This is a genomic window from Glutamicibacter uratoxydans (genome assembly GCF_006539925.1).
Taxonomy (GTDB): Bacteria; Actinomycetota; Actinomycetes; order Actinomycetales; family Micrococcaceae; genus Glutamicibacter; species Glutamicibacter uratoxydans.
In genome coordinates, this window is the sequence record NZ_BJNY01000001.1 from 1 (window position 1) to 19,125 (window position 19,125).

Sequence of the window (19,125 nt, forward strand, 5' to 3'; positions counted from 1 at the left end):
TTGTGGAGCTAAGGGGAATTGAACCCCTGACCTCATCATTGCGAACGATGCGCTCTACCAACTGAGCTATAGCCCCCGACGCCCCATAAACCGCATGATTACGCGGGATATGGGGCGTCTCGCATTAAGTGCTTGACAAGCAAGCAACCACATGCAGGTACATCAAAACACTATACACCCAGCTACACGTGGACATTATTTGGACACCCTAATAGGTGCGTCTACGCTGCCGGAGCCAGTTCAAAACATCCGCTTCGTCATAGCGAACAGTACGATCACCAAGCTGGTAGTACGGTGGGCCATCGGCACGATTCTCTTCGAGCCAACGCACACTCACACCTAACATTTCGGCGACCTGTTTCCGCGTCAACAGACTAGTCATGACATGTCACTGCTAGTCGGCAAGAACGACTGCAAGCAGCTTATCGAAGCGATCCTTCGACATGTTGTAGGTGCGTTCGTTCTCGTCGTGCTTCCAAGAGTACGAGACGTTCGAGGGGGAGTACTCCTTGATGATGCCGGTTGCATCGGTGGAGTGGAACTGGAACTTAGTGCCCTTGGTGATCTTAGCCAAAGTGTATGGTTTCCTTTCGGGAAATGAATGGGGTTGTGGGTTGGTGTGGCCTTAGACGGCCACGGGAGCCTTGATGGCTGGGTGAGACTCGTAGCCGGTGAGCTTGAAGTGCTCAGGCTTGTAGTCGTCGATGGATTCTTGAGGGGTTATCTCAAGGCGTGGGGCGCAGTCAACGAACAGGCGACCCATTAGCTCGTCCACCTGATCCATGTGGTTCTGGTAGATGTGCGCGTCACCAATCTGAATGTGAAGCCATCCAGGTTTGTAGCCGGTCTGCTGCGCGATGATGCGCTGAAGTACTGCGTACTGGGTGATGTTGAACGGCAGGCCCAAGAACATGTCAGAACTACGCTGGTAGAGCTGAAGGTCAAGGTAGCCGTGCTTGGTCACATAGCACTGGAAGAACGTGTGGCACGGCGGGAGGGCCATTTGGTCGATCTGTCCGACGTTCCACGAGTTGACGATGTGTCGTCGTGAGAACGGGTCGGCCCTGATGCCGTCGATGAGGTTCTGCATCTGGTCGATCTTTCGAACACTCACTGGCGAATAAGGGTTGACCGGCGCTTCAGTCCACCATGCGCGTCGCCACTGTGCGCCATAGCCGGGGCCGATGGTTCCGTCCCAGCCCTGCCATTCATCCCAGATCGTGACGCCGTACTTGTCGCGCAGATCGCCCACGTGCGTCGAGCCACTGAGCATCCATAGGAGCTCTCCAATGACGCTCTTGAAGTGAACGTTCTTCGTGGTGATGATTGGCAGCGTGTCGGTGTTGTCGAACTCTAGGTTCACTCCAAAAGCCGACTTGGTTCCAACACCTGTGCGGTCTTCGCGCTCTTCACCGATGCTCAGCACGAGGCTTAGGGCTTTATGGTATGCGAAGTCAGCCTCCACTAATTACCTCCGCGCATGTGGATGAGGTCTTCGCCGACAAGGCAGAAGTCTCGGGTGTCCAGGTTGCGTACCGCGTCGGCTGACGGGTAACCCTGAGGGCCGACCAGCCCCGCCTTGAACACGTTGTCGAGGGCGTTGCCGTACTCTGCCTGAATCTTGCGGAACGTGGCCTTGTAAGCCATCGCAGGGTCTTCAACGATGGTTGACGAGCGGTCGTTCTTTGCGGTGGTGATTGCGTTGCAGGCGTTGTTTGCTGCTGCGATCATCGAGTTGTAGTGGTCAATGACGACCTCGTACTGCTCGGTGACGTGCGGGGCGCTGACAACCTTTTTGCCTTCACCAACCCATGAGCTGACGACACTGCATCCGCTCAAAAGAAAAGCACCCGCTGTTGCGAGTGCTGCGTACTTCAAGGCTGGTTTAGTCTTCATCGTCCTCTTCTTCTGGTTCTGCCGGCCATTCGACTGGCGGCATCCCTTCGTTCTTTGCGTGCCGGTCAATCGACTGACGAAGCCAATCATTCTCAATGCTGGCCGGGTCTTGGATGGCCTCAAGGTATTTCTTGCGAGCCTCATCCCATGACTTCTGTTCAGCCTCTAGCATTCGCGTGAGCTCTAGTGGTGACTTGGCGCGGGTTGCCTTTAGGCCTGCCCCGGACATTTCGACTTTGAGCCCGCACGCTTCGAGCAGTTCGCCAAGCTCTGCAACCTTGACGTAGACGAGCGCGGTCTTTGCGCTCAGTTCAACGCTGGTGAGGTCGATGCTTGCAATGTTGTCGTCTGATCGACGCCAAGCATCTACGTCGCTAAAGCTGGATGGGCGCGCCACTACTTGCCCCCAAGAATCTTGGTGGCCTTGGCGTTGTCGCCGTCCTTCAAAGCCTGCTCAGCTTCAGCCTGAAGCTTGGAGACGTCCTTGTCGGTGTCGACACCTTCAACGAAAGTCTTCTGGCGCTGGAACTCGGTGAGCGCGGTGGTGCACATGAGTTCGAGGCTGTTGGAGAAGTCGACATACTGGCCACCTGGCGTGAAGCCGTAACGGTAGAAGCTGTCGCCGTGGTACAGGCCGTCAACGGAACGCTTAGGCAGCGTCACCATGCCCTGACCCTGAAACTCGCCACCAAATGGTTCTTGTGGGTTGAAGAACGTGGTCGACGAAGTGGTCAGCTTGCCAGCAATCGGAGTCGTCACGATTGGGGCACTGTTGCTGGACGGGAAAGCGGTGCAGAACTGGATTGCCGCAGGGTCGTCGTAGAGCTCCTGCGCCTTGTTGTAGTTGTCCAGCTCGGTGTCGTTCTTCGGGATGTAGGCGGTCTTCGATGCCGCCTTCTGTTCAACCTGCTTGTACTGCCCGGTGGGTTCCTGTGCTGGCCCACATGCGGCCAAGCTGAGGGCGGTGAGGCCCGCAACGGATGCAAGGGCGATAGTCTTCTTCAATCGCATAACGATTCCTTTCAAGGATGGGTTAGTTGTTTGGGGTTTTCTGCCCACAAGTGGGGCACTTGGGTGCGCTCTCGGCCATGAGCTCGTAGGCACGCATGGCGTCCTTCCATGGGCCACCAGACGCAATCTCTTCGCCGGGTTCCTTCGCCCACACGGGAATCCACTCGCCGTTAGGTTCCTGGGCGAACAGTTCGATGCGACCGAAGCGCGTGTACCGCGAGTGGTAGAAGAGCGCGTTGGATGCGTGAGAGGCGTTCAGGTGAACCTTCTCCATCGGCATCCTGCCAGGGATGACAGTCTTGTAGTTGATCGCCATTAGTCCTCCAAGTCGATTCGAGCCCAGTTGCCGTTGCGGAGTTCGTAAACACCGTCGACTAGCTTTGATGTGTCCGCTTGATGCTGGCCAGAATTGCCGCCACCTTGCGATACGCCAGCCTTCTCGGCGATATGCCACGCTGCTGGCCAACCATTGTGCCTGTCGTCGAGTGGCGTGAATATCGAGCCGCTAGCGCCGAACGGGAAATCACCTGTTGAGTCGATGGCGGGATGCTTCTTGCCGATGCTGATCACAGTTACGCCAACAGATTCCGCGATAGCTAGAAGCTTTTCGGTCTTGGTCTGCGCCTCAACGAGGTCAGCCTTGATGCTTTCAAGCTTGTCCAGCGCGTCCTTGGCTTCGTGTTCGATCCATTTGATCTTGCGCTCGAAGTCCATTAGGCGTTCACCAACTCGTAGGTCTTGTGGAAAATGTCTGGGTTGCAAGGGTAGAACTCGCCAGCCACGCCCCTGATGATGTAGTCACCTTCGGTAGCTGCCATCGTTCCCTCAAGGGTTTCGAGGTAGATTTGGGCTGGGCATCCTGGAATAGTGAAGCCGTCAGATTCGCCTTCCGGCTGAGCCGCCATGTAGGTCGCCATAGCGTCATTCAGCGCCATCCATTGAACAACTTCGAGGCCTCCAAGGGCCGTTCCGTCCCACTGCATCGCCTCGACCTCGACAGGCATCTTGCGGTACTTGATTGGCACTGCCACTAGTCCATGTCCTCCTCTTGGAGAAAGCTATCTTCGATGAGCTCCGAAATGTCGACACCTGCACCACCGGCCAGTTTCGTGACCGCGTACTGAAGGCGTTTGATCTTCCCTGCAACCTTCGGGTCAAGCGTGGTTCGAGCGCCGCTGACAGCGCTAAGAATCCACTTGGCCTCTTCTTCGGTCAGTTCAAGCTCGTACTCTTCTTGAATCTCGAAGATGGTCATGAAATCAAGGCCTTCGAGCAGTTCACTTGCAATGCCTTGAGCCATGTTTCGCACTTCTTGGCGCATTACTTGACCTCCAACTTCTTAGGCGGGTAGGCGCCCAGTAGCTTCTTGTTCTCCTCGTAGCGGAGGATCGTGGCATCACGTTTACGCCATTCGTTCAGTAGCAACTTGGCACTGTAGAAGATCGCTTCAGGCGTGAAGTCTTCATCGCTAACCCCGTCGACGGCGGTGCTGAGGTAGAACTCTTCACCATCGTCACGAATGCGTCGAACGACACCGCTGATGATCACTTTGGATCCGAACCGTTTGCGATGCTTGCGGATTTCCAGGCCAACGTTGTAGTGGCCTTCAAGTACATTCCAGAAGTGGCCTTCTGGCAGCTCTGGCAAGCCTGTAGTTTCGTCGATCTTGATTGCCTCGCTCAAGCTTTGGCACCCTTTCTGTGTTGGTTGATGGCGTCCATTTCGCGGCAGATTCTGCGGACTTTCTGTCGACTCATTGCAAACTTGATCCAGCGACGAAGTTCCTGAAGATCATCCCCGAAGGCACTGTTCTTTGAGTGGATAACCCACCAGCCGACCTTCTTTGAACCGATAAGCCTCTTTCGGCGAAGCTGAAGTTCCCGCCACTGCATCATGTGTGACTCACGCACGTCCCAGAACAAGCCATCAGGCAGCGGTGGGAACTCTTCGGGCGGGTAGTCGTAATCGCTCAGTGCCATTAGGCCACCACCAGGCTCTTCGGAGGGTAAGCGCCGACAAGCTTGTCAATGCGCTCCCGGTCGGCCTTTTCCTTGGCTTCGCGCTCCTGGTCTTCGATGAACTCGGCGTACACTTCCTTGGCTGTGCGCAGGATCGACTCTTCGGTGAGACTAAAGTCCATGAGCTCAATGGCGCGAGCTGGCGTGGTTGCGTAGTCGTTCCAGGAATCCTTGCTGGCATCTAGCTCATCAATGGTCAGATTGAGACGTGCGCGAAGTTCGACTTCTTCCCGCTCAGTAAGTTCGCTCAAGTCTTTGATGCGGACGACGCGCTTTCTGGCAACTCGAATTTCACGCTCAACCTCTTTAGCCTCGGTCGTGTAGAGGTATTCAGGCTCGCTGTTCCACCAATGCCAAGATGGATTCTTCGACTTCACCTCCTTGGTTTCGGTGCGAGTGGCGCGTTCCTTGATGGTGACGAGGTACGCTTCACCTTCATATTCGTAGAAACCTGCGCCGTAGTACCCACCACTTACCCAGCCGTAGTGGTGGTCGCTTCGCTCAACTTCCCAGAAGTGGTTCTCGGGAAGTTCCGGCAATCCGGTTGCTGGGTCGATAACAATCTCGGTCAATCTGATTCCTTTCTAAAAGAGTGCTCCGGGCTCTCCGGGGCCATCTGAGTATTTGCCGCCGCTCTCGTAGCCTTTACGTTCGATGGCTTCGAGCAGCATGGTGAGGTGTGCGCCAAATTTGACGCCTATCGTGTTGCCTCCAAGCTGTGCGAAGTCGAAGACGTCTTGGGCCTGGTTGGGCTTGCCCGCACGGCACTTGGTCACACGCGCGATGAGGTCGCGGGTGAACGCAATGGCCGGTACGGGCGTTGGCGTGCGTTGAAGCACGTCGTCAATCTCTTCCCACAAACCCACCTCGTCGTCCGTTGATTCGGTGAGGCGTTGCGGGTCGGCGTCGGTGAGGACTGCCAGGTCTTCAGCGCCGGAACGAATCACAAGCTCACCATTGATGAGCTGCATGGTTACGACTGTTCCGGCGCGACCAGCGCCCTCAACCTTTTTGAGGACTGAAGCGACGTCTTTCACGTCTTGGATATGGGCATGAAAAAAGCCCTCCGAATTGGAAGGCTCTATGAGAACTTCGCGGTTCTCTTTAGACGCTGTGTATCGTCCGCGACCGTAAACTGTGAGGCGCTTACTGCCCCAACAGATTTTTACGACCTCATTGAAAACAGCTTGTTTATCCAAACACAAGGCTTGAACATTGTCGAAGACTTCTGCCAAGTCTTTAGGGTGGATTGAAACCGTCAAATATGATCCTTTCTTTTATCGAGAAAAATCAGAAGCATGGGATAATTCAAAAAAACACAAGGAGATGAATTGAACCAGCGAACAGCACTAGATACCATCGCAGACTGCTTTGAGGCAATTGACGAAACGCGCATCACGGGAGAGAATCCACTAAAAGCTTTTAGGAGAGCTGCCGGAGCCGGAGCGTCACGGGATGACGTGATAGCAAAGCGACTATGCTCTAGCGCTGATATGGAACTGGGGATTTACTTCTCTCTTCCCTCTAGCCAAAGAATCATCAACAACCAACCAGATATAGAGCAGGTCATCTGGTCACTGCTGGACGTAATAAACTCGTTCCGAGGAAGTGGCGGATACGCAACTCCATCGAAAGTTGAAGTGAGCATGCTTCGCATGATTTCTCAGAGCATCACATCTGCGAGCAATGCCAGCCACACGTTGACAGACGAGTCCTTCTCCACCCTTCGAGCAGAGCTTCAACAGATAGAGCAAGAGCTCGGCGACCCAGCTAATGACTCGGACTACATAAAGGCTATTCGCGTTCAAGTCCGACACCTAAGGGCTGAACTGGATCGAATGCCCGTAGACAGTGATGCCATAATCTCCAAGGCTGCTGCACTAATTGGGATGTTGGCCATCTGTGCGAAAAACTCTCAGGGCCCAGAGCAAAAGAAGTTTATTAAGTTCCTAAAACGTACACTTGGTGCAATAGGATTCGGCGCCTTCACCGGAGCTGGTGGCGATATCCTCGGCGACGCCGTAATGGGCGCAATCGAGGGCGCGTTTACAACGGATGTTGTTGCCCCAGATGTCAATAATGTTGACGATCACGACCTACCTGTCGCCTAGCTTTCCCACCTAGTCCTCCTTGAGCGCATGCAGCTATGGTGCTCAAGGAGGACTAGAAGTTTATGCACCCATTCATGACCAGATCGTTTTCCTTTCTAGTTCTTCATGGATAGCTTCGGGCGCTATCCACTGTTCGTGAATCTTTCGCGTCTTGGCATCGTCGGCCAAACGCTTTACACGCTTGACTTGCTCCTCGGCGTGCTTGCGCTGGTCGCGCTCCATCAGGAATGAACTGTCAAGCTTTTCCAGCTCGGCAAGCAGCGCCAGGACCCGTTGAGGGTGGAACGTTTCAAGGAACTTGGCGTCGGCTTCGCTGATTTCAAGGCCGACGTCGCAGCAACCACAGCCAAGCTGGCCGATGACCTCGATGCCTTCGCTGGATTTCACTCGGTCAACGGCATACTCATCGGCTGATGCGTATTCGTGCTTCGGCGCTTTCCATTCGCCTTGAGTGGCCTCGCTGGCGATACGGCGCAGGTTCTCCATTACGGCGGTCATGCTGCTACCAGCCCCATCGCTTCGCCGTCGTCCTTTTCCTCGGTTGCCGGCAGGATTGGCGCACCATTCAGCAACGGCCATCCCGGCACCTGGTAGTGCGGAATCTCGTTGCGTTCGTACATGGCGATCACGCGTGGATCGTCGTCGTAGGCGTACACAATCTCGTAGTGCTCCTGAAGCTCAAGCAGCACCTCCTCCTTCACCACATACGCTGGGCGCTTGTCGCCGTCCATGCGGTGAATGTGATGGTCGGCGTAGAAGCCATTACGCATCAGCCACCATGTGGTTTCCCGACGCCACTTCTCCGGGCGTCCGGTCAGCACAATGCATTTGACGCCATCATTCTTCGCCTTGAGCCATTCCTCGGTAAGGAACTGGTTGGGCGGGCAGTCCATCGAGCCGCGATGAAATGCATCCAAGTCTTTCCTGGTGAAGTCCTTGTGTGTTTTGTCAACGAAGTGGACAACGCTTGAGGTGTCGCACAAAGCGCCGTCCAAGTCGTGAATCACGGCCTTAGGCTTCGACATTGATTTCCTCCAATCGGTTAGGGTTGTACGCCTCAACGAAGGCGTCTTCGAGCTCCAACGGCTCCGGGTAGTCCTCGCTAGTCAGCGAATCATCACAGCCACATGAGCCATCGGAAGGGCATACGCCATAGTTCGCATCTCCCATGTACGCCATTTAGAAGTCCCAATCTTCGTCGCGGGTGGCCTCGGCGTCACCGATCACGTACGAGCTGCCGGAGCCACTGAAGAAGTCATGGTTCTCTGAGTCGTTGGTGAGCGCTGCCATCACTGAGGGGGAGAAGTTGGTTATGGACGCGGGGAACATTGGGTCGTAGCCCAGGTTCATGAGTGCCTTGTTGGCGTTGTAGTGCAGGAACTTGATGACGTCTTCAGACCAGCCGATTTCGTCATACAAGTCGTGGGTGTACTTGACCTCGTTCTCGTACAGCTCCATGAGCAGGTCGTACGTCCACGCCTTGAGCTCTTCACGAGTCCGGTCAGGGCGTGGATCGGGGCCGAAGTCCAAGTCCTTGAGCTGCTGTTGCTGATACTTGTAGCCGATGTAATAGCCGTGAACAGCTTCATCACGCATGATCAGACGAATCATGTCAGCGGTGTTGGTCAGCTTGGACATGGTTGCCCAGCGCAGGGGAGCGTAGAAGCCCGAGTAGAACAAGAATGATTCAAGCAGCGTTGACGCCACCTTCTTCTTCAGCGGATCATAGCCCTTGTAGTAGGACTGAATGATGCTGGCCTTGTTCTGCAACTGCTGATTCTCTTCAGACCAGCGGAAGGCATCGTCAATCTCTTTCGTTGACGACAACGTGGAGAAGATGGAGCTGTAGGACTTGGCGTGCACCGACTCCATGAATGCGATGTTGGTGTACACGGCCTCTTCGTGAGGGGTCATCGCGTCGGGGATCAAAGATACTGCACCGACAGTGCCTTGCAAGGTGTCCAGCATCGTAAGGCCAGTCAACACTCGCATGGTCATAAGGCGTTCGGGGGCGGTCAGAGTTCCCCACGACTGAATGTCGTTAGATACTGGCACCTTTTCTGGCAGCCAGAAGTTGGACGTGAGGCGGTTCCAAATCTCCAGGTCCTTCTTGTCTTCGATGCGGTTCCAATTGGTGGCTCGGAAGGTCATGCCGCCACCTCGGCTTCAGAAACCTCGCGGTAGTTCTCAGTGAACATCCACTGGTTGGTCACGTGAGTGAGCGCCAGATTGCCATCGCCGTCGTCTAGGCTGGCAAGAATCCAGTCACCTTCGCGCATTTTGGGGTCGCTTGACCAGGAGCCTAGCGGTACATCAAAGATGGTGAGCTCGCCCTTGGAGCTAATGTGTGCGGTGATGTTGGGGCGGTCGAGTGCGCGCAGCTTGTTTAGCTGTTCCGCGATCCACTCGCCGCCGCCCTTGGTGCCGTCCCATTGGAAGGCCTTGTAGCTTTTAGGGATTTCTTCGACATGCTTGGTATGTTCGCGTGGCAATTCGTCCATTGGGTTCCTTTCGCTTTTTGGGTATGAAAAAACGACCACGAATAATTCATGGTCGTTTCTGGTTGAAGGCTTGTTAGTCTTCTGGGTCGGCTTCGCCGTCCTGCTGCTTGAGGTATTCGCACTCGATGAAATACAGCTTCGACAAGACGGTGGAGCGAATCATGTCGACCTGCTCTTCAGGGGTCAAAGGGAACTCTTCGCCAGCGACTACCAGGACCACTTCGTCCCCACGTTTCTTGACGCCTTCAAGAACTCCCATGACCTCAACCAGGTCTGGGTCGTCGGCTCCTTCGCCGTTCGGGTCGTAGGTGAAGCTCACGGTCTGGCCAATGTTCTTTGGCTTGAGGTTGTTGACGCTCAACTGCATTAGGTTGTTCGGTTCTTTCTAAGCGTTTCTGTTCTGATGAGGTTGCGGAGCGGTTTTCCGCTGTGAAGTGAGAGCATGGCGAGGTTCGTTGCGGATTGTAGTTCTTCGAACGTCCATTCGAATCCTCCATCGGTCATGTCCACTTGCGGTAGGTGTAGTCGTTTCACCCAGTCATCTAACGGCACGTCAAATGTGGGTTCGGGCAGCGAGTCGGCTTGGCGCTTCAACTCTAGAGGGTCAGTGTTCGAACCGTCGTGAGCGTATGTTCGAACATGGCTTCGAGTATATCCTATGCCGTTGACGGTTTGAACGACCTCAAAATACTTGCGATGCAACACCACACCAGGGCGCAATGCGCCAGATGGTTTCGAGTTGCCCATGGCAGCACGAACGAGTATCCAGCGCCCCGGATGACGCGCCGTCACAGTGTTGATGTGCTCAGCAAAAGGCACGCCGTCGCGGCCCGGCTGTCGAAGCGCGGTAATGTACGGCGTGCCTTTTTCGTGCGGTGAAAACTCGTGATTATTCCAAGATTTCATGCAAGGCCATTTCAGCTACCGGCAACCACTCGGCGATTAGCGTCTCCTTGTGGGCTGGTGCAACGTCAGACTCATTGACTTGCAGGTGTGTCAATGCAAGCTTCAGGGCAAGGTTTTCACGGCGCATCATGCCGTAGTCAGCTCCGTGGCTCATGACAGCTCCATCCTGGATAGAAGGCCTGCGCCGACTGCTAAGCCTGCAAGTACGCAAACGATTAGTAGGATCATCAGTGACCACCCCACGACGCCATAAAGCCGATGGCGACTCCAACTAGAACGCCGAGCAGTATGTAATACACCAAGTCGGGGCTCATTAGCGTTCCTCCTTGCTTCCTCTAGTCACTTTGATTTCGACCTTGTAGTCGATGTTCGGCCATTCGAACTCCACCGAACCCTCATAGTTCTGTTCGACGAACTCAGCGACCGCGCCGATGCACTGGTCAGTGACGTCCTGCTTGTTGCCGACGAACAATGTTCCGGCGTCATTCAAGAATCCGGCTTCGATGTTCTGCGCGAAGCGCTGGGCCTGGATGCCAATCTTTCTAGCCATCTTCCAGCTCCTTCTCGGCGCTCAGCAGTTCGCTTAGTCGCTCACTCATTGCATCCGCGAGTGGCTTGTCCACCTGGTAGCACGGCCTAAATGCCGGGTGCCGGCAAAGCCAATCCCATGCGGCAATCCGTTCGTCGCTGGATTCAAGGTGGTGCGCAAGCTGTTCTAGCGCCCACTTAGCACCTTCTTCAAAGCCGTAGTCCTGTGCGTCCGACTCGCTAGAGAATCCCCAGAACGCTGGCATCTCGCGGTCGTACAAGGCGTGCCGATTGTCGCGCGCTGCCTGCTCGATAACCTTTTCGTCTACCTGTAGTGCAGGCATTTCAGAACCCCATCTCTTCTGCGATTTCACAGGCTTCGGCGTAGCTAATGTCGCCATTCATCCAAGCTTCTTCTACCTCTTCGTAGGCACTCACGCTGTCACCTCTCTCGATAGGGCGTTGATACGCGTCAATAGTTCGCACACCTCTTCGTCCTCCAAGTACCCGATCACGTCGTCAGTGATGGGCGTGGAGTAAGTCAAGTCACCTAGTTCGTCGAGAACGCCGAGTTCCCACAAGCCATTTGGGCCTCCACGGCTATACATGGTGCAGATCACGGACGCGCCAAAGCCGTTAGGGAACTTGTAGATATGCTGAGCGCCCCTATGCAGGGGCTTGGACTGTACCGGGATGAAATGGGACGGTGGCGGGAACAGTGCGCCGCTCATGCTGGCACCTCTTCCAGGACCAGTCCAGCGTCCAAGCCGATCACGTCACACAGGAGCGTCAGAGCGCCCCTAGGGTCGCCAGTACGGAGCTTGTGTTTGAGTGCGTCAACATAGGTTGGCGCGATCCATCCGGCGCGCATCAGCTTGGTGAGCAGCTGGTTCCGCTGATCCAGTCCGGCCTCGTCGCTGTCGACAGACGCGGAGGTGTTCAAGTGCGCGTTGCGGTTGGTGCGCACCATGATTTGCAAGTCTTGGACGTCAGTGTCCAATGCGGCATGTACGCCCATGATTAGTTGCCCTCCAATGCTGGGGGCTTCGAGAGGTAAGCCTCGTCGCCCCTAGCCACCGCTTCAGCCCAACTGCGCCCCTCGTCCTGCTCGGACTGCACAACAGACAACCAACCCGGCTCATAGGTTAGTGGCATGGAGTTGCCGACCATCACGTATTTGGCCGACTCTCCTTCGACTTCAACTAGGTCATCGCGACTCACACCGAGTCGCGCCAGCGCCTGGCCAACGATGCACCCTTCACCTTCGTAAGACGCAAAGGTCGGGTCAATTTCCGAAGGGACATAAGCGCCAAGGTAGGAGCATTCCTTCATTCCTGGGTGCGCTTCGCGGAATGCTACGCGCTCCGGCTGGTCAGCGTACACAAAATCGGGGCGCTCTTCAGCAAGCTTGCGCACGGCTTCAACGACCTGAGCAGCTCTCAAGTCTTCAATCTTGGTAGTCATTTCTTAGGATTCCTTTCGGTTGAAAATTCGTGCCCACCATGCAGGCCATTCGGCTACTGGTGTGCATAGGATGATTGCGAAATAGCCGGCCCCAAACAGTGCTATGAGGTCGGCAGCGTTGACGTCTGGGCTGAACAGCCACGCCAGAAACTCAGGCATCGGGAACCTCAGCCCATTCGGTGACGTACTCAAGCTGCTCTCCAGGATCAAGGATTGCTATGAACGGGATCGGGGTTAGCTGGATTTCCGTGAAGCCTTCACCCGGCTTGCCCTCCATCTCGGCGTATCCCACGCGATACGGAAGGCCATTCAACAGAACGACTCGGCCCGGAGCCCACTGCTCTTTGCCGTCAACATCCGGCGGGAACGGTGCGCTCATTTCAGTTTTCGCTACGATCTTCATGGCTTAGAACTCCTCGACGGTGATCACGCAGACCGTGTTACCGGCTGCCACAACCTCAGCGAACCTGTCAGCGTCAGCCTTGCAGGCGTACCGGGTCGCATGGTTGCGGTTGCTCATGCGCACACTGCCGTAAAGGTATTGGGGGAGCGTGCCAACGATGCGCGAGTCTTGCTTGATAATCCAGGGCACGACTACAGCTTTACTTTGCCGAGGATCATCGCCTCAATTGGGTCGTACCAGACTTGCGTGTCAAGTCCCATGAGGTACATGATCAGCTCGACTTGCCCGCGAAGGTACTCGCCATTCACGTCTTCATCATTCGCGTACTCATTTAGCCCAGCGGCAACAGTGATCAGCTCTCCGAGTTCCATGCTGCTCAGTCCTTTCGATTGTGTTTGGTCTTAGAGACACATAACGCGCCATGAGTCGCGGGAATCATGGCGCATCAAGCGTTGCTATAGAGGGTTATTCGGCGTACATTTCATGGGCGGCAATCGTGCCATTCACACAATCCGACAGCGCGTCCCCTTCTGGGTAGTCGTCATAGGTTGGATCGTCAACGTCGACCGGGACCTGGTGCAACAACTCGCACACCAGAATGTCCCGCTCAAACTCGAAGGACGTTTCGAACGTTGCGGACGCGTCCAACAATTCAGTCATGGTGTCGCGGACAATCACCCGCATGTCGTACTCGGTCAGAGCTTCACGGACTTCCGGCAGCGACTCGGAAACGTCACCGACAGCAACGCTTTCGAACGGCTCAGAGGTCACGTCGCGCACCGTGTCAGCCTGCGCAGGGGCACAGCCGACCAACAATAAGGCGACTGCAGCAGACGTTGCTAGAACTTTCTTCATGGTTGTTTCTCTCTTTCAAATTGGGTTGGCTCTAGGGAGACACGGCAGGCGCTCACGCCTTGGAAGGTTTAGGAAACGTGAGCACCACCGAACCGCACTAGGTCAGTGGGTTAGATCAGGGGGAGAGGTTAGGCGGCATGGTCGACTGGCGCGCCATAGCGGAATCCTTGATGGACTTCCTTCACTGGCATCAACAACCCGGTGAACCAATCGCCGTACTGAATCGTCATCGGCTTGCGACGATCCTCGGCACCAATGACAGCCATTGGAATGTTCGACTTGCCAGGCGTCAGGTCAGTGACCTTCATGAACGTAGCCATCAGAGCGGGATTGAATACCAACAACCCAAACGCGTCATTACCGGCCGGAATGTCAGTAATCAGTTGCTTGATACGGGGGAAGTCGACGGCGCTGTTTAGCTCATTGCTAACCTGTGAGCTGCCACCATGCCATTCGAGTTTCCACGCGCTCACGTAGCGCCGATCCAGCGCCACAGCGATTGTTGCCGTGAGCGTCGCCAGCTGATGAGCGCTAACTCCCAAGTCCACCACGTCGCCAAGGTCGGAACGCTTAGCAAGCTCACGCTTCAGAGGCTTCAGCGCCTTAGTGAACTGTTCAGCAGCGGTGCGATGCAACAACAATCGCACGCCGTCCAGATCGCCAGTGACGTTCAACAATGGCAGTTCAGCGCGCGCAATCCGGTATTGATCCGTCGCCAGCGCTTCAATGGTGGCGTTACCGGGCATCAGGTTCACGAACTCAAGCGCGTGATGCGGTGAGTTCTTTGCCGTGAACGGGAACGAGTTTCCCAACAAGTTCAGCATGTCACCGCTTGCCATCGTCAGACTTACGGTGTTCAGGGTTTCGACGTTCTCAGTCATTTCGTGCAGTCCTTCCAGACTCATTCAGAATTGTGTTTAGCCATTAGCACGGCATCACCACACCCACACCATGACTTGTCAGCGACTAGTCACGTTTGGGCGTGATGAAACCCTTCTAATCGTTGTTACAGTTGCCCGTTCTTCACGTACCGGCGCACCAGCATCGAGCGGATATAAGCGGACTCGTCGCCCTTCACATCAGCCGGGAACGGTTCGCCCAGCAGATGCTCAAACGCGCCCTTGTCGAGCTCAGTAGCAGCGTGCCAGCCCATGAAACCTGGCTCAGGTGGAATCGGCTTCACAATCTCCCGCAAACGCTTACGCGCTTCAGGAATCGTCTTAGCCTTCAGCAGCACATGGTCAATCAAGCTAGCGCGCTCAATGACTTCAGCAGTTGCCATTAGAGCGACACCCCGTTCTCAGCCATGTAGGCGACGAACCCGGCGACCATTGCCTCGCGCACCTCAATGTCATTGACATATCCGGCGTGTTCACGATTCCGATAGGTCGACGACCTCGCATCACGCAACAACTCAGACGCAAGCGAGCCACCCTTCGAGCGGTACTCGTCAAGAATCGCATCAGCCATCTCCTCGTGCGAAGGGATGACAATGTTAGGGAACACCTCAGACTTGAACGCGTCCACCAGCTTCACACGGGCAGCGTCAGTCATGCCGACGATTCCACCCATAACGCCCTTGCGGTTCATACCTGCCAGGTCCAGCGTCAGAGCATCACCATTGTGACGCTTCTCAATGCGGAAGTAACCGCCGTACTCGATGCCATTGATCGTCAAGGACTCGCAAGTCACGAACTCGATTTGCACCCAGTGATCAACGTGCACCGAGCGCTTCATGGTCATTTCAGCGCCCAACAATTCCAGCGTGATCGGCTCACGCTCAAACTTTGCAGACATTTCTACACCTTCCAAGTGTTATTGATTGTGTTTGTACTTAGGCGTACACATGACGCGTCACGACTAGTCACCGTGAAGCACCATGAACGCGCCTAACCGCGTCACTAAAGATTTATTGCTTATCGCATTTGGCATATGCGCACTTGTCGCCATCAGCCCAAGCTACCGGCCCGATGATCACCACACGGCCAAGGGGCATGGAGGCAACAACCAAATCGGCGCATTCCGAGTGAGCCAAGTAATCATCCCCGTCATAGCGGAATATCGCGCCCTCAAGCTTCAATCCCAAAGACTGCATTTATGCCACCTCAAATTCTTCGATAGCGTAAGACGTGAACCGGGATACGACGTCAAGTTCGCCAACGTACCCACATAGGGCACACTTCTCAACGCCACGATTACCGCGCAAACCCTCCGCGACAACAACGCGATCATCCGGCAGCAGGGACAATGCGTCACCATTCAACATGCCAGACTCAAGAGCTTCATAGCAGAGCTCACAGCACAGACCAGTTTCCTGAGCCTGCAAATACTTTTTAGACATCACAAACACCTTCCAAGTGTTCCCAATTTGCGCATTTGTCAACGCATATCGGCCCATGACACGACAATGACTAGTCACGTCATGAGTCGACAAACGACTAACAACTACTTAGAGCTATGTCGCGGTTCAACAATGCAGTCGCCCCGCCGACCGGATACCTAAACGCCTTGAGAGTCATAACTGACTCACCAGCTCTTCAGCCTCAAGGAAGTTCCCCGTATGGTGCGAACCGCAAGCGCCACAATCCGAGCGCTTGAACTCAGGTTCAACATCCTTGACCACGATCAAACCAACCTCGCCCATCGAAGGGTTTTCGGGTATGGCCTCACCGTTTGCAAGCAATTCGGCGCAATCTTGGCATAGGTCAAGCATGACCCAGCTATCATTTTTCTCCGACAAGTCGGACACCTACCTTCATTTTTTGAATTGTTATTAGTCATTAGTATGACTAAGCAAGACACGTCGTGACGTGCCACACTTGGCTACACTAATACCCATCAATTGAGTAGATATTTTAGGTTTTTGGAAACTGACTAGAGACTCTACAAAGTGCCTAGTCAGTAACCAAAACTCTAAAAATCACACTTGAACTGTTTTTACTAGCAACAACGTTTACCGTGTACAGATAAACGGCCATTCACCTATTGGATCTGACTAGCCGGACTTTGCCTTTAGCCTACTGTTACCGTGTAGCAATAACTTGCACTTCTAGAGTGTTTGTTATCCCCGTATTTCTACGTTCAGTGTGTATTAAGTTCTCAAACAACAAGCGCCAAATCTAGTTCCCGTACCGCCCAAACCCAAGACCAAATCCTTGAATCGAAACAGTAGATCTATTTATTTAGCTACCCCCGCGAACTTTGAAACTCTGTCACCGTTTCGTTTGCGTCCTTGGCGATGAATCAATCATGGCATGAGTGGCTGGACATGTCTAGCCACTTTCTCGCAGAAACGGAGTTTTTGCATGACTGGACATGTCTAGTAGCCAGTATTTAAGCGGAAAAAACTTTTTCAAATAATCTGAATGTAGAAACTATTGGCGACCATATGCGCCCATATTAGCCACCGAATGCACATGGTCTATATGGCCACCTAAGCCACTAACGCGCCCATGATGCACCCCTAAAGACTCCATGCACCTTAGAAGCGCTCACGGTGCCCACCGAGCGCCTAAGGATGGCTACGCGCTAAAACATGGTAATCCGCAGCAGAACATTGTACCAATGATTGTATTAGCCGGCCAAACCAGAAACTGCCGCCCCGCGGATTATCCACGCGATAAGCGAACCGTCAAGTCATTGGACCTGACAAAGAATGTGACAATACGCACGCCTGCTAGGTGTTGACACGCGCCCACAGCCACCACTAACGTTCACGCGCGCCACACGTCACGCACGCAACGCGCATAGGCTTGGCCACTCAGAGGGCACAGAACGCGCTCTAAGAGCCTCGCACAGCCCATGATGCATAAACACTCACACGCGCACCGCAAGGCGCTTAGAAGTGCCATAGAAGCCCGCAGAGAGCACCTAGAAGGGTGGGGGGAGTCCCCGAAGGCCGAAACCGACTTGACCGCACGTAGTCAGCGTTCTTATTTTTGTACGGGTTTCCAAAGCCTTCAGAACGCTCTCTAAGCGACGATCAACGCACTGGACGCCCAATCACCCGCGAGAACCCTGCGGGGCTGTCAGAATGGCGCACAAGGCTTGCGGAGCTACCAACCTTCAGGCAGCCTCGCGTCCTTGAACTTGCCGGCAATGGGTTGAAACTCGGTGCAAAGATTCTGGAACGTCGCATGCATGACGAGCGTTCGGTCAACCGTGCCAAAGCCCATGTCGCGCAACAGCTGCTCGTACTCAGCCAGCCTGGACGCTGGATCATCTGAAGACCTGAGGTCGCCACAAACCCTTTGACCGAACTCAAGAGCACCCATGACGTCCTTATTCTTCTTGTACCCAAAGCCTTGGAGACGATTCACGAACGCCACATCGGCCTCAGACATGCGAGGCTCGATTGAGCAGGCCGAGACGCCCGAAAGGATGCCCAGACCAAGACCAATGGCGAGAAGCTTCTTCAAAGATTTTCCTAACGAGTGAAGCGCTGAGACGGATGCACACCCTTATCCCAATGGAGGGGGTTTGGGGGTGGCGTATAGACGTTAAAGCCTTTAACGATCTAAACGTCCTTTACAAGAATCTCTTAAGAGATTCTACTTAAACGCTTAAACGTGTTAACGACTTATAAGTACCTTAACGACTTTAACGTTCCTATACGAATCCTATAAGTAATCCTTACCTTTCCTAAAGGGTTACTTAACAACGTAAACGACCTATACGCCTTTAAGGCTGTATACGTCGCTTCTTGGTGTTTTGGATTTGGTCTAGGAATTTTTTGGTACTTGGATTTGGCCTATGTGCTCCTGAGAAGCATTCACACACTCATACCAATGGAAAAGCAAATAAGCCTTTAAAGCTTTTAGGGTTTCCTCCACATGACCTTCAGAAGGTATGGGTTGACCTGAGCTCCTTTAAGACTCCCAGTATTTCTTTTGTTCCTTTCTGGTACTGGTTGAGGCTTTGGTTGAGCGTCTAGGTCATGTGGAGGGATTGATTTGGTCGAGGGGTTGTTACGGCAGTGTGGCCGCGCAATCGTTCCTGCGGGTTCCCGGTGCGCAATCCCTTGACTGCAACTTTGTTATTCGTCATTAAAGGTCGCCGTACTTTCGGACATAAGCGTCGACTTTTTTGAGTAGCTGCTTGTTCTCGTATTTGAGCTCTTCGTAGCGTCGAAGTCGCTCCATGACTTCCATTCCGAGGTCAACGCCGTGGGCGTCGTGGAGGTCATTTCGCTTGATGGTTGGCGCTTCGCCCGACACAGCTGCCTTGAGTCGCTTGATGATCCCGTCTGGTGGCGTTGTCACCCCTGTTTCCCAGCGACTGTAGGTGCGGTACGAAACCCCCATTCGTTCGGCCATGTCTACTTGCCTGAGCTTGGCGTCGGTTCGAATCCTTTTGATTTCGTCGGCAAGGCCGTAAACATCTTTCTGCATGTCACTTATGGTGTCATGACTTGTCATCTGTTGCAAAGGAAC

The 19,125-nt window shown here is 54.3% G+C and carries 39 protein-coding genes and 1 tRNA gene; 1 reads left to right on the top strand and 39 read right to left on the bottom strand.

Going from position 1 to position 19,125, the window contains the following annotated elements; all coding sequences use genetic code 11:
• Positions 1-3: 3 nt before the first annotated feature.
• From AUR04nite_RS00005 to AUR04nite_RS00075, 15 genes are all read right to left on the bottom strand, one after another.
• Positions 4-76, bottom strand: a tRNA-Ala gene (locus AUR04nite_RS00005).
• Positions 77-208: 132 nt separating this feature from the next.
• The gene (locus tag AUR04nite_RS00010; RefSeq protein WP_141360674.1) at positions 209-382 is read right to left on the bottom strand and encodes a helix-turn-helix transcriptional regulator; all 174 of its coding nucleotides are present in this window, start codon (positions 380-382) and stop codon (positions 209-211) included.
• Between the two features lie 12 nt (positions 383-394).
• On the bottom strand, positions 395-574 hold the full coding sequence (locus AUR04nite_RS00015) for a hypothetical protein (RefSeq protein ID WP_141360676.1): 180 nt from the start codon (positions 572-574) through the stop codon (positions 395-397).
• Between the two features lie 51 nt (positions 575-625).
• Positions 626-1,465 (bottom strand): thymidylate synthase, encoded by an 840-nt coding sequence (gene thyA, locus AUR04nite_RS00020; protein ID WP_141360678.1) that lies wholly within the window; start codon positions 1,463-1,465, stop codon positions 626-628.
• Positions 1,465-1,896 (bottom strand): hypothetical protein, encoded by a 432-nt coding sequence (locus tag AUR04nite_RS00025; protein WP_141360680.1) that lies wholly within the window; start codon positions 1,894-1,896, stop codon positions 1,465-1,467. The genes thyA and AUR04nite_RS00025 overlap by 1 nt, the downstream gene beginning before the upstream one ends.
• Positions 1,886-2,293 carry a DUF7432 family protein gene (locus AUR04nite_RS00030; RefSeq protein ID WP_141360682.1) on the bottom strand — a complete coding sequence of 136 codons (408 nt, stop codon included), beginning with the start codon at positions 2,291-2,293 and terminating at the stop codon, positions 1,886-1,888. Before AUR04nite_RS00030 ends, AUR04nite_RS00025 begins: the two co-directional genes overlap by 11 nt.
• Entirely contained in the window at positions 2,293-2,907 is a 615-nt protein-coding gene (locus tag AUR04nite_RS00035) for a hypothetical protein (RefSeq protein ID WP_141360683.1), read from the bottom strand. Before AUR04nite_RS00035 ends, AUR04nite_RS00030 begins: the two co-directional genes overlap by 1 nt.
• 22 nt (positions 2,908-2,929) lie before the next feature.
• Positions 2,930-3,223 (bottom strand): hypothetical protein, encoded by a 294-nt coding sequence (locus tag AUR04nite_RS00040; RefSeq protein WP_141360685.1) that lies wholly within the window; start codon positions 3,221-3,223, stop codon positions 2,930-2,932.
• Complete coding sequence (locus tag AUR04nite_RS00045; RefSeq protein WP_141360687.1) at positions 3,223-3,621, bottom strand: hypothetical protein; 399 nt, start codon at positions 3,619-3,621, stop codon at positions 3,223-3,225. Before AUR04nite_RS00045 ends, AUR04nite_RS00040 begins: the two co-directional genes overlap by 1 nt.
• The gene (locus AUR04nite_RS00050) at positions 3,621-3,938 is read right to left on the bottom strand and encodes a hypothetical protein (RefSeq protein ID WP_218024604.1); all 318 of its coding nucleotides are present in this window, start codon (positions 3,936-3,938) and stop codon (positions 3,621-3,623) included. The genes AUR04nite_RS00045 and AUR04nite_RS00050 overlap by 1 nt, the downstream gene beginning before the upstream one ends.
• Entirely contained in the window at positions 3,938-4,228 is a 291-nt protein-coding gene (locus tag AUR04nite_RS00055; protein WP_141360689.1) for a hypothetical protein, read from the bottom strand. Before AUR04nite_RS00055 ends, AUR04nite_RS00050 begins: the two co-directional genes overlap by 1 nt.
• The gene (locus AUR04nite_RS00060) at positions 4,228-4,590 is read right to left on the bottom strand and encodes a hypothetical protein (RefSeq protein ID WP_141360691.1); all 363 of its coding nucleotides are present in this window, start codon (positions 4,588-4,590) and stop codon (positions 4,228-4,230) included. The genes AUR04nite_RS00055 and AUR04nite_RS00060 overlap by 1 nt, the downstream gene beginning before the upstream one ends.
• Positions 4,587-4,886 carry a hypothetical protein gene (locus AUR04nite_RS00065; protein ID WP_141360694.1) on the bottom strand — a complete coding sequence of 100 codons (300 nt, stop codon included), beginning with the start codon at positions 4,884-4,886 and terminating at the stop codon, positions 4,587-4,589. The genes AUR04nite_RS00060 and AUR04nite_RS00065 overlap by 4 nt, the downstream gene beginning before the upstream one ends.
• Positions 4,886-5,497, bottom strand: a complete 612-nt coding sequence (locus AUR04nite_RS00070) for a hypothetical protein (RefSeq protein ID WP_141360696.1) — start codon at positions 5,495-5,497, stop codon at positions 4,886-4,888. The genes AUR04nite_RS00065 and AUR04nite_RS00070 overlap by 1 nt, the downstream gene beginning before the upstream one ends.
• Before the next feature lie 12 nt (positions 5,498-5,509).
• Positions 5,510-6,187, bottom strand: a complete 678-nt coding sequence (locus tag AUR04nite_RS00075) for a hypothetical protein (protein ID WP_141360697.1) — start codon at positions 6,185-6,187, stop codon at positions 5,510-5,512.
• Between the two features lie 69 nt (positions 6,188-6,256).
• On the opposite strand from AUR04nite_RS00075, the gene AUR04nite_RS00080 reads away from it, so the two are divergent.
• The gene (locus tag AUR04nite_RS00080) at positions 6,257-7,036 is read left to right on the top strand and encodes a hypothetical protein (protein ID WP_141360699.1); all 780 of its coding nucleotides are present in this window, start codon (positions 6,257-6,259) and stop codon (positions 7,034-7,036) included.
• 72 nt (positions 7,037-7,108) lie between these two features.
• On the opposite strand, the gene AUR04nite_RS00085 is transcribed toward AUR04nite_RS00080, so the two are convergent.
• The 24 genes from AUR04nite_RS00085 to AUR04nite_RS00190 all read right to left on the bottom strand — a co-directional run bounded on the left by AUR04nite_RS00085 (position 7,109) and on the right by AUR04nite_RS00190 (position 19,083).
• A complete protein-coding gene (locus tag AUR04nite_RS00085) occupies positions 7,109-7,522 on the bottom strand; it encodes a hypothetical protein (RefSeq protein ID WP_141360701.1) in 414 nt (137 codons plus the stop codon).
• A gap of 8 nt (positions 7,523-7,530) precedes the next feature.
• Complete coding sequence (locus AUR04nite_RS00090; RefSeq protein ID WP_141360703.1) at positions 7,531-8,061, bottom strand: phosphatase domain-containing protein; 531 nt, start codon at positions 8,059-8,061, stop codon at positions 7,531-7,533.
• Positions 8,048-8,215, bottom strand: a complete 168-nt coding sequence (locus AUR04nite_RS17775; protein WP_170184013.1) for a hypothetical protein — start codon at positions 8,213-8,215, stop codon at positions 8,048-8,050. Before AUR04nite_RS17775 ends, AUR04nite_RS00090 begins: the two co-directional genes overlap by 14 nt.
• Positions 8,216-9,187: a class 1b ribonucleoside-diphosphate reductase subunit beta gene (gene nrdF, locus AUR04nite_RS00095; RefSeq protein WP_141360705.1), complete on the bottom strand. Its 972-nt coding sequence runs from the start codon at positions 9,185-9,187 to the stop codon at positions 8,216-8,218.
• On the bottom strand, positions 9,184-9,537 hold the full coding sequence (locus tag AUR04nite_RS00100; protein WP_141360707.1) for a hypothetical protein: 354 nt from the start codon (positions 9,535-9,537) through the stop codon (positions 9,184-9,186). The genes nrdF and AUR04nite_RS00100 overlap by 4 nt, the downstream gene beginning before the upstream one ends.
• A gap of 73 nt (positions 9,538-9,610) precedes the next feature.
• The gene (locus AUR04nite_RS00105) at positions 9,611-9,904 is read right to left on the bottom strand and encodes a hypothetical protein (RefSeq protein WP_141360709.1); all 294 of its coding nucleotides are present in this window, start codon (positions 9,902-9,904) and stop codon (positions 9,611-9,613) included.
• Positions 9,904-10,443, bottom strand: coding sequence for a hypothetical protein (locus AUR04nite_RS00110; RefSeq protein ID WP_141360711.1), 540 nt, complete (start codon positions 10,441-10,443; stop codon positions 9,904-9,906). Before AUR04nite_RS00110 ends, AUR04nite_RS00105 begins: the two co-directional genes overlap by 1 nt.
• Positions 10,427-10,597, bottom strand: a complete 171-nt coding sequence (locus tag AUR04nite_RS17780; RefSeq protein WP_170184014.1) for a hypothetical protein — start codon at positions 10,595-10,597, stop codon at positions 10,427-10,429. Before AUR04nite_RS17780 ends, AUR04nite_RS00110 begins: the two co-directional genes overlap by 17 nt.
• Positions 10,598-10,756: 159 nt before the next feature.
• Positions 10,757-10,993: a DUF7446 family protein gene (locus AUR04nite_RS00115; protein WP_141360713.1), complete on the bottom strand. Its 237-nt coding sequence runs from the start codon at positions 10,991-10,993 to the stop codon at positions 10,757-10,759.
• Positions 10,986-11,315 carry a hypothetical protein gene (locus AUR04nite_RS00120; protein WP_141360715.1) on the bottom strand — a complete coding sequence of 110 codons (330 nt, stop codon included), beginning with the start codon at positions 11,313-11,315 and terminating at the stop codon, positions 10,986-10,988. Before AUR04nite_RS00120 ends, AUR04nite_RS00115 begins: the two co-directional genes overlap by 8 nt.
• Before the next feature lie 90 nt (positions 11,316-11,405).
• Complete coding sequence (locus AUR04nite_RS00125) at positions 11,406-11,702, bottom strand: hypothetical protein (protein WP_141360716.1); 297 nt, start codon at positions 11,700-11,702, stop codon at positions 11,406-11,408.
• Entirely contained in the window at positions 11,699-11,989 is a 291-nt protein-coding gene (locus AUR04nite_RS00130; protein WP_141360718.1) for a hypothetical protein, read from the bottom strand. Before AUR04nite_RS00130 ends, AUR04nite_RS00125 begins: the two co-directional genes overlap by 4 nt.
• 2 nt (positions 11,990-11,991) lie before the next feature.
• Positions 11,992-12,435: a hypothetical protein gene (locus AUR04nite_RS00135; RefSeq protein ID WP_141360720.1), complete on the bottom strand. Its 444-nt coding sequence runs from the start codon at positions 12,433-12,435 to the stop codon at positions 11,992-11,994.
• 151 nt (positions 12,436-12,586) lie between these two features.
• Positions 12,587-12,838, bottom strand: a complete 252-nt coding sequence (locus tag AUR04nite_RS00140) for a hypothetical protein (protein ID WP_141360722.1) — start codon at positions 12,836-12,838, stop codon at positions 12,587-12,589.
• Between the two features lie 191 nt (positions 12,839-13,029).
• A complete protein-coding gene (locus AUR04nite_RS00145) occupies positions 13,030-13,209 on the bottom strand; it encodes a hypothetical protein (protein WP_141360724.1) in 180 nt (59 codons plus the stop codon).
• Between the two features lie 94 nt (positions 13,210-13,303).
• Entirely contained in the window at positions 13,304-13,693 is a 390-nt protein-coding gene (locus tag AUR04nite_RS00150; RefSeq protein ID WP_141360726.1) for a hypothetical protein, read from the bottom strand.
• Positions 13,694-13,821: 128 nt separating this feature from the next.
• Positions 13,822-14,574, bottom strand: coding sequence for a hypothetical protein (locus tag AUR04nite_RS00155; protein ID WP_141360728.1), 753 nt, complete (start codon positions 14,572-14,574; stop codon positions 13,822-13,824).
• Between the two features lie 125 nt (positions 14,575-14,699).
• The gene (locus AUR04nite_RS00160; RefSeq protein WP_141360729.1) at positions 14,700-14,975 is read right to left on the bottom strand and encodes a hypothetical protein; all 276 of its coding nucleotides are present in this window, start codon (positions 14,973-14,975) and stop codon (positions 14,700-14,702) included.
• Complete coding sequence (locus AUR04nite_RS00165; protein ID WP_141360731.1) at positions 14,975-15,490, bottom strand: hypothetical protein; 516 nt, start codon at positions 15,488-15,490, stop codon at positions 14,975-14,977. Before AUR04nite_RS00165 ends, AUR04nite_RS00160 begins: the two co-directional genes overlap by 1 nt.
• 112 nt (positions 15,491-15,602) lie before the next feature.
• Positions 15,603-15,788, bottom strand: a complete 186-nt coding sequence (locus AUR04nite_RS00170) for a hypothetical protein (RefSeq protein WP_141360733.1) — start codon at positions 15,786-15,788, stop codon at positions 15,603-15,605.
• Positions 15,789-16,034, bottom strand: a complete 246-nt coding sequence (locus AUR04nite_RS00175; protein WP_141360735.1) for a hypothetical protein — start codon at positions 16,032-16,034, stop codon at positions 15,789-15,791.
• A 174-nt stretch (positions 16,035-16,208) separates the two neighbouring features.
• On the bottom strand, positions 16,209-16,433 hold the full coding sequence (locus tag AUR04nite_RS00180) for a hypothetical protein (RefSeq protein WP_141360737.1): 225 nt from the start codon (positions 16,431-16,433) through the stop codon (positions 16,209-16,211).
• 1,315 nt (positions 16,434-17,748) lie between these two features.
• Positions 17,749-18,111 (bottom strand): DUF732 domain-containing protein, encoded by a 363-nt coding sequence (locus AUR04nite_RS00185; protein WP_141360739.1) that lies wholly within the window; start codon positions 18,109-18,111, stop codon positions 17,749-17,751.
• A 627-nt stretch (positions 18,112-18,738) separates the two neighbouring features.
• Positions 18,739-19,083 carry a helix-turn-helix transcriptional regulator gene (locus tag AUR04nite_RS00190; protein ID WP_170184016.1) on the bottom strand — a complete coding sequence of 115 codons (345 nt, stop codon included), beginning with the start codon at positions 19,081-19,083 and terminating at the stop codon, positions 18,739-18,741.
• Positions 19,084-19,125 lie beyond the last annotated feature (42 nt).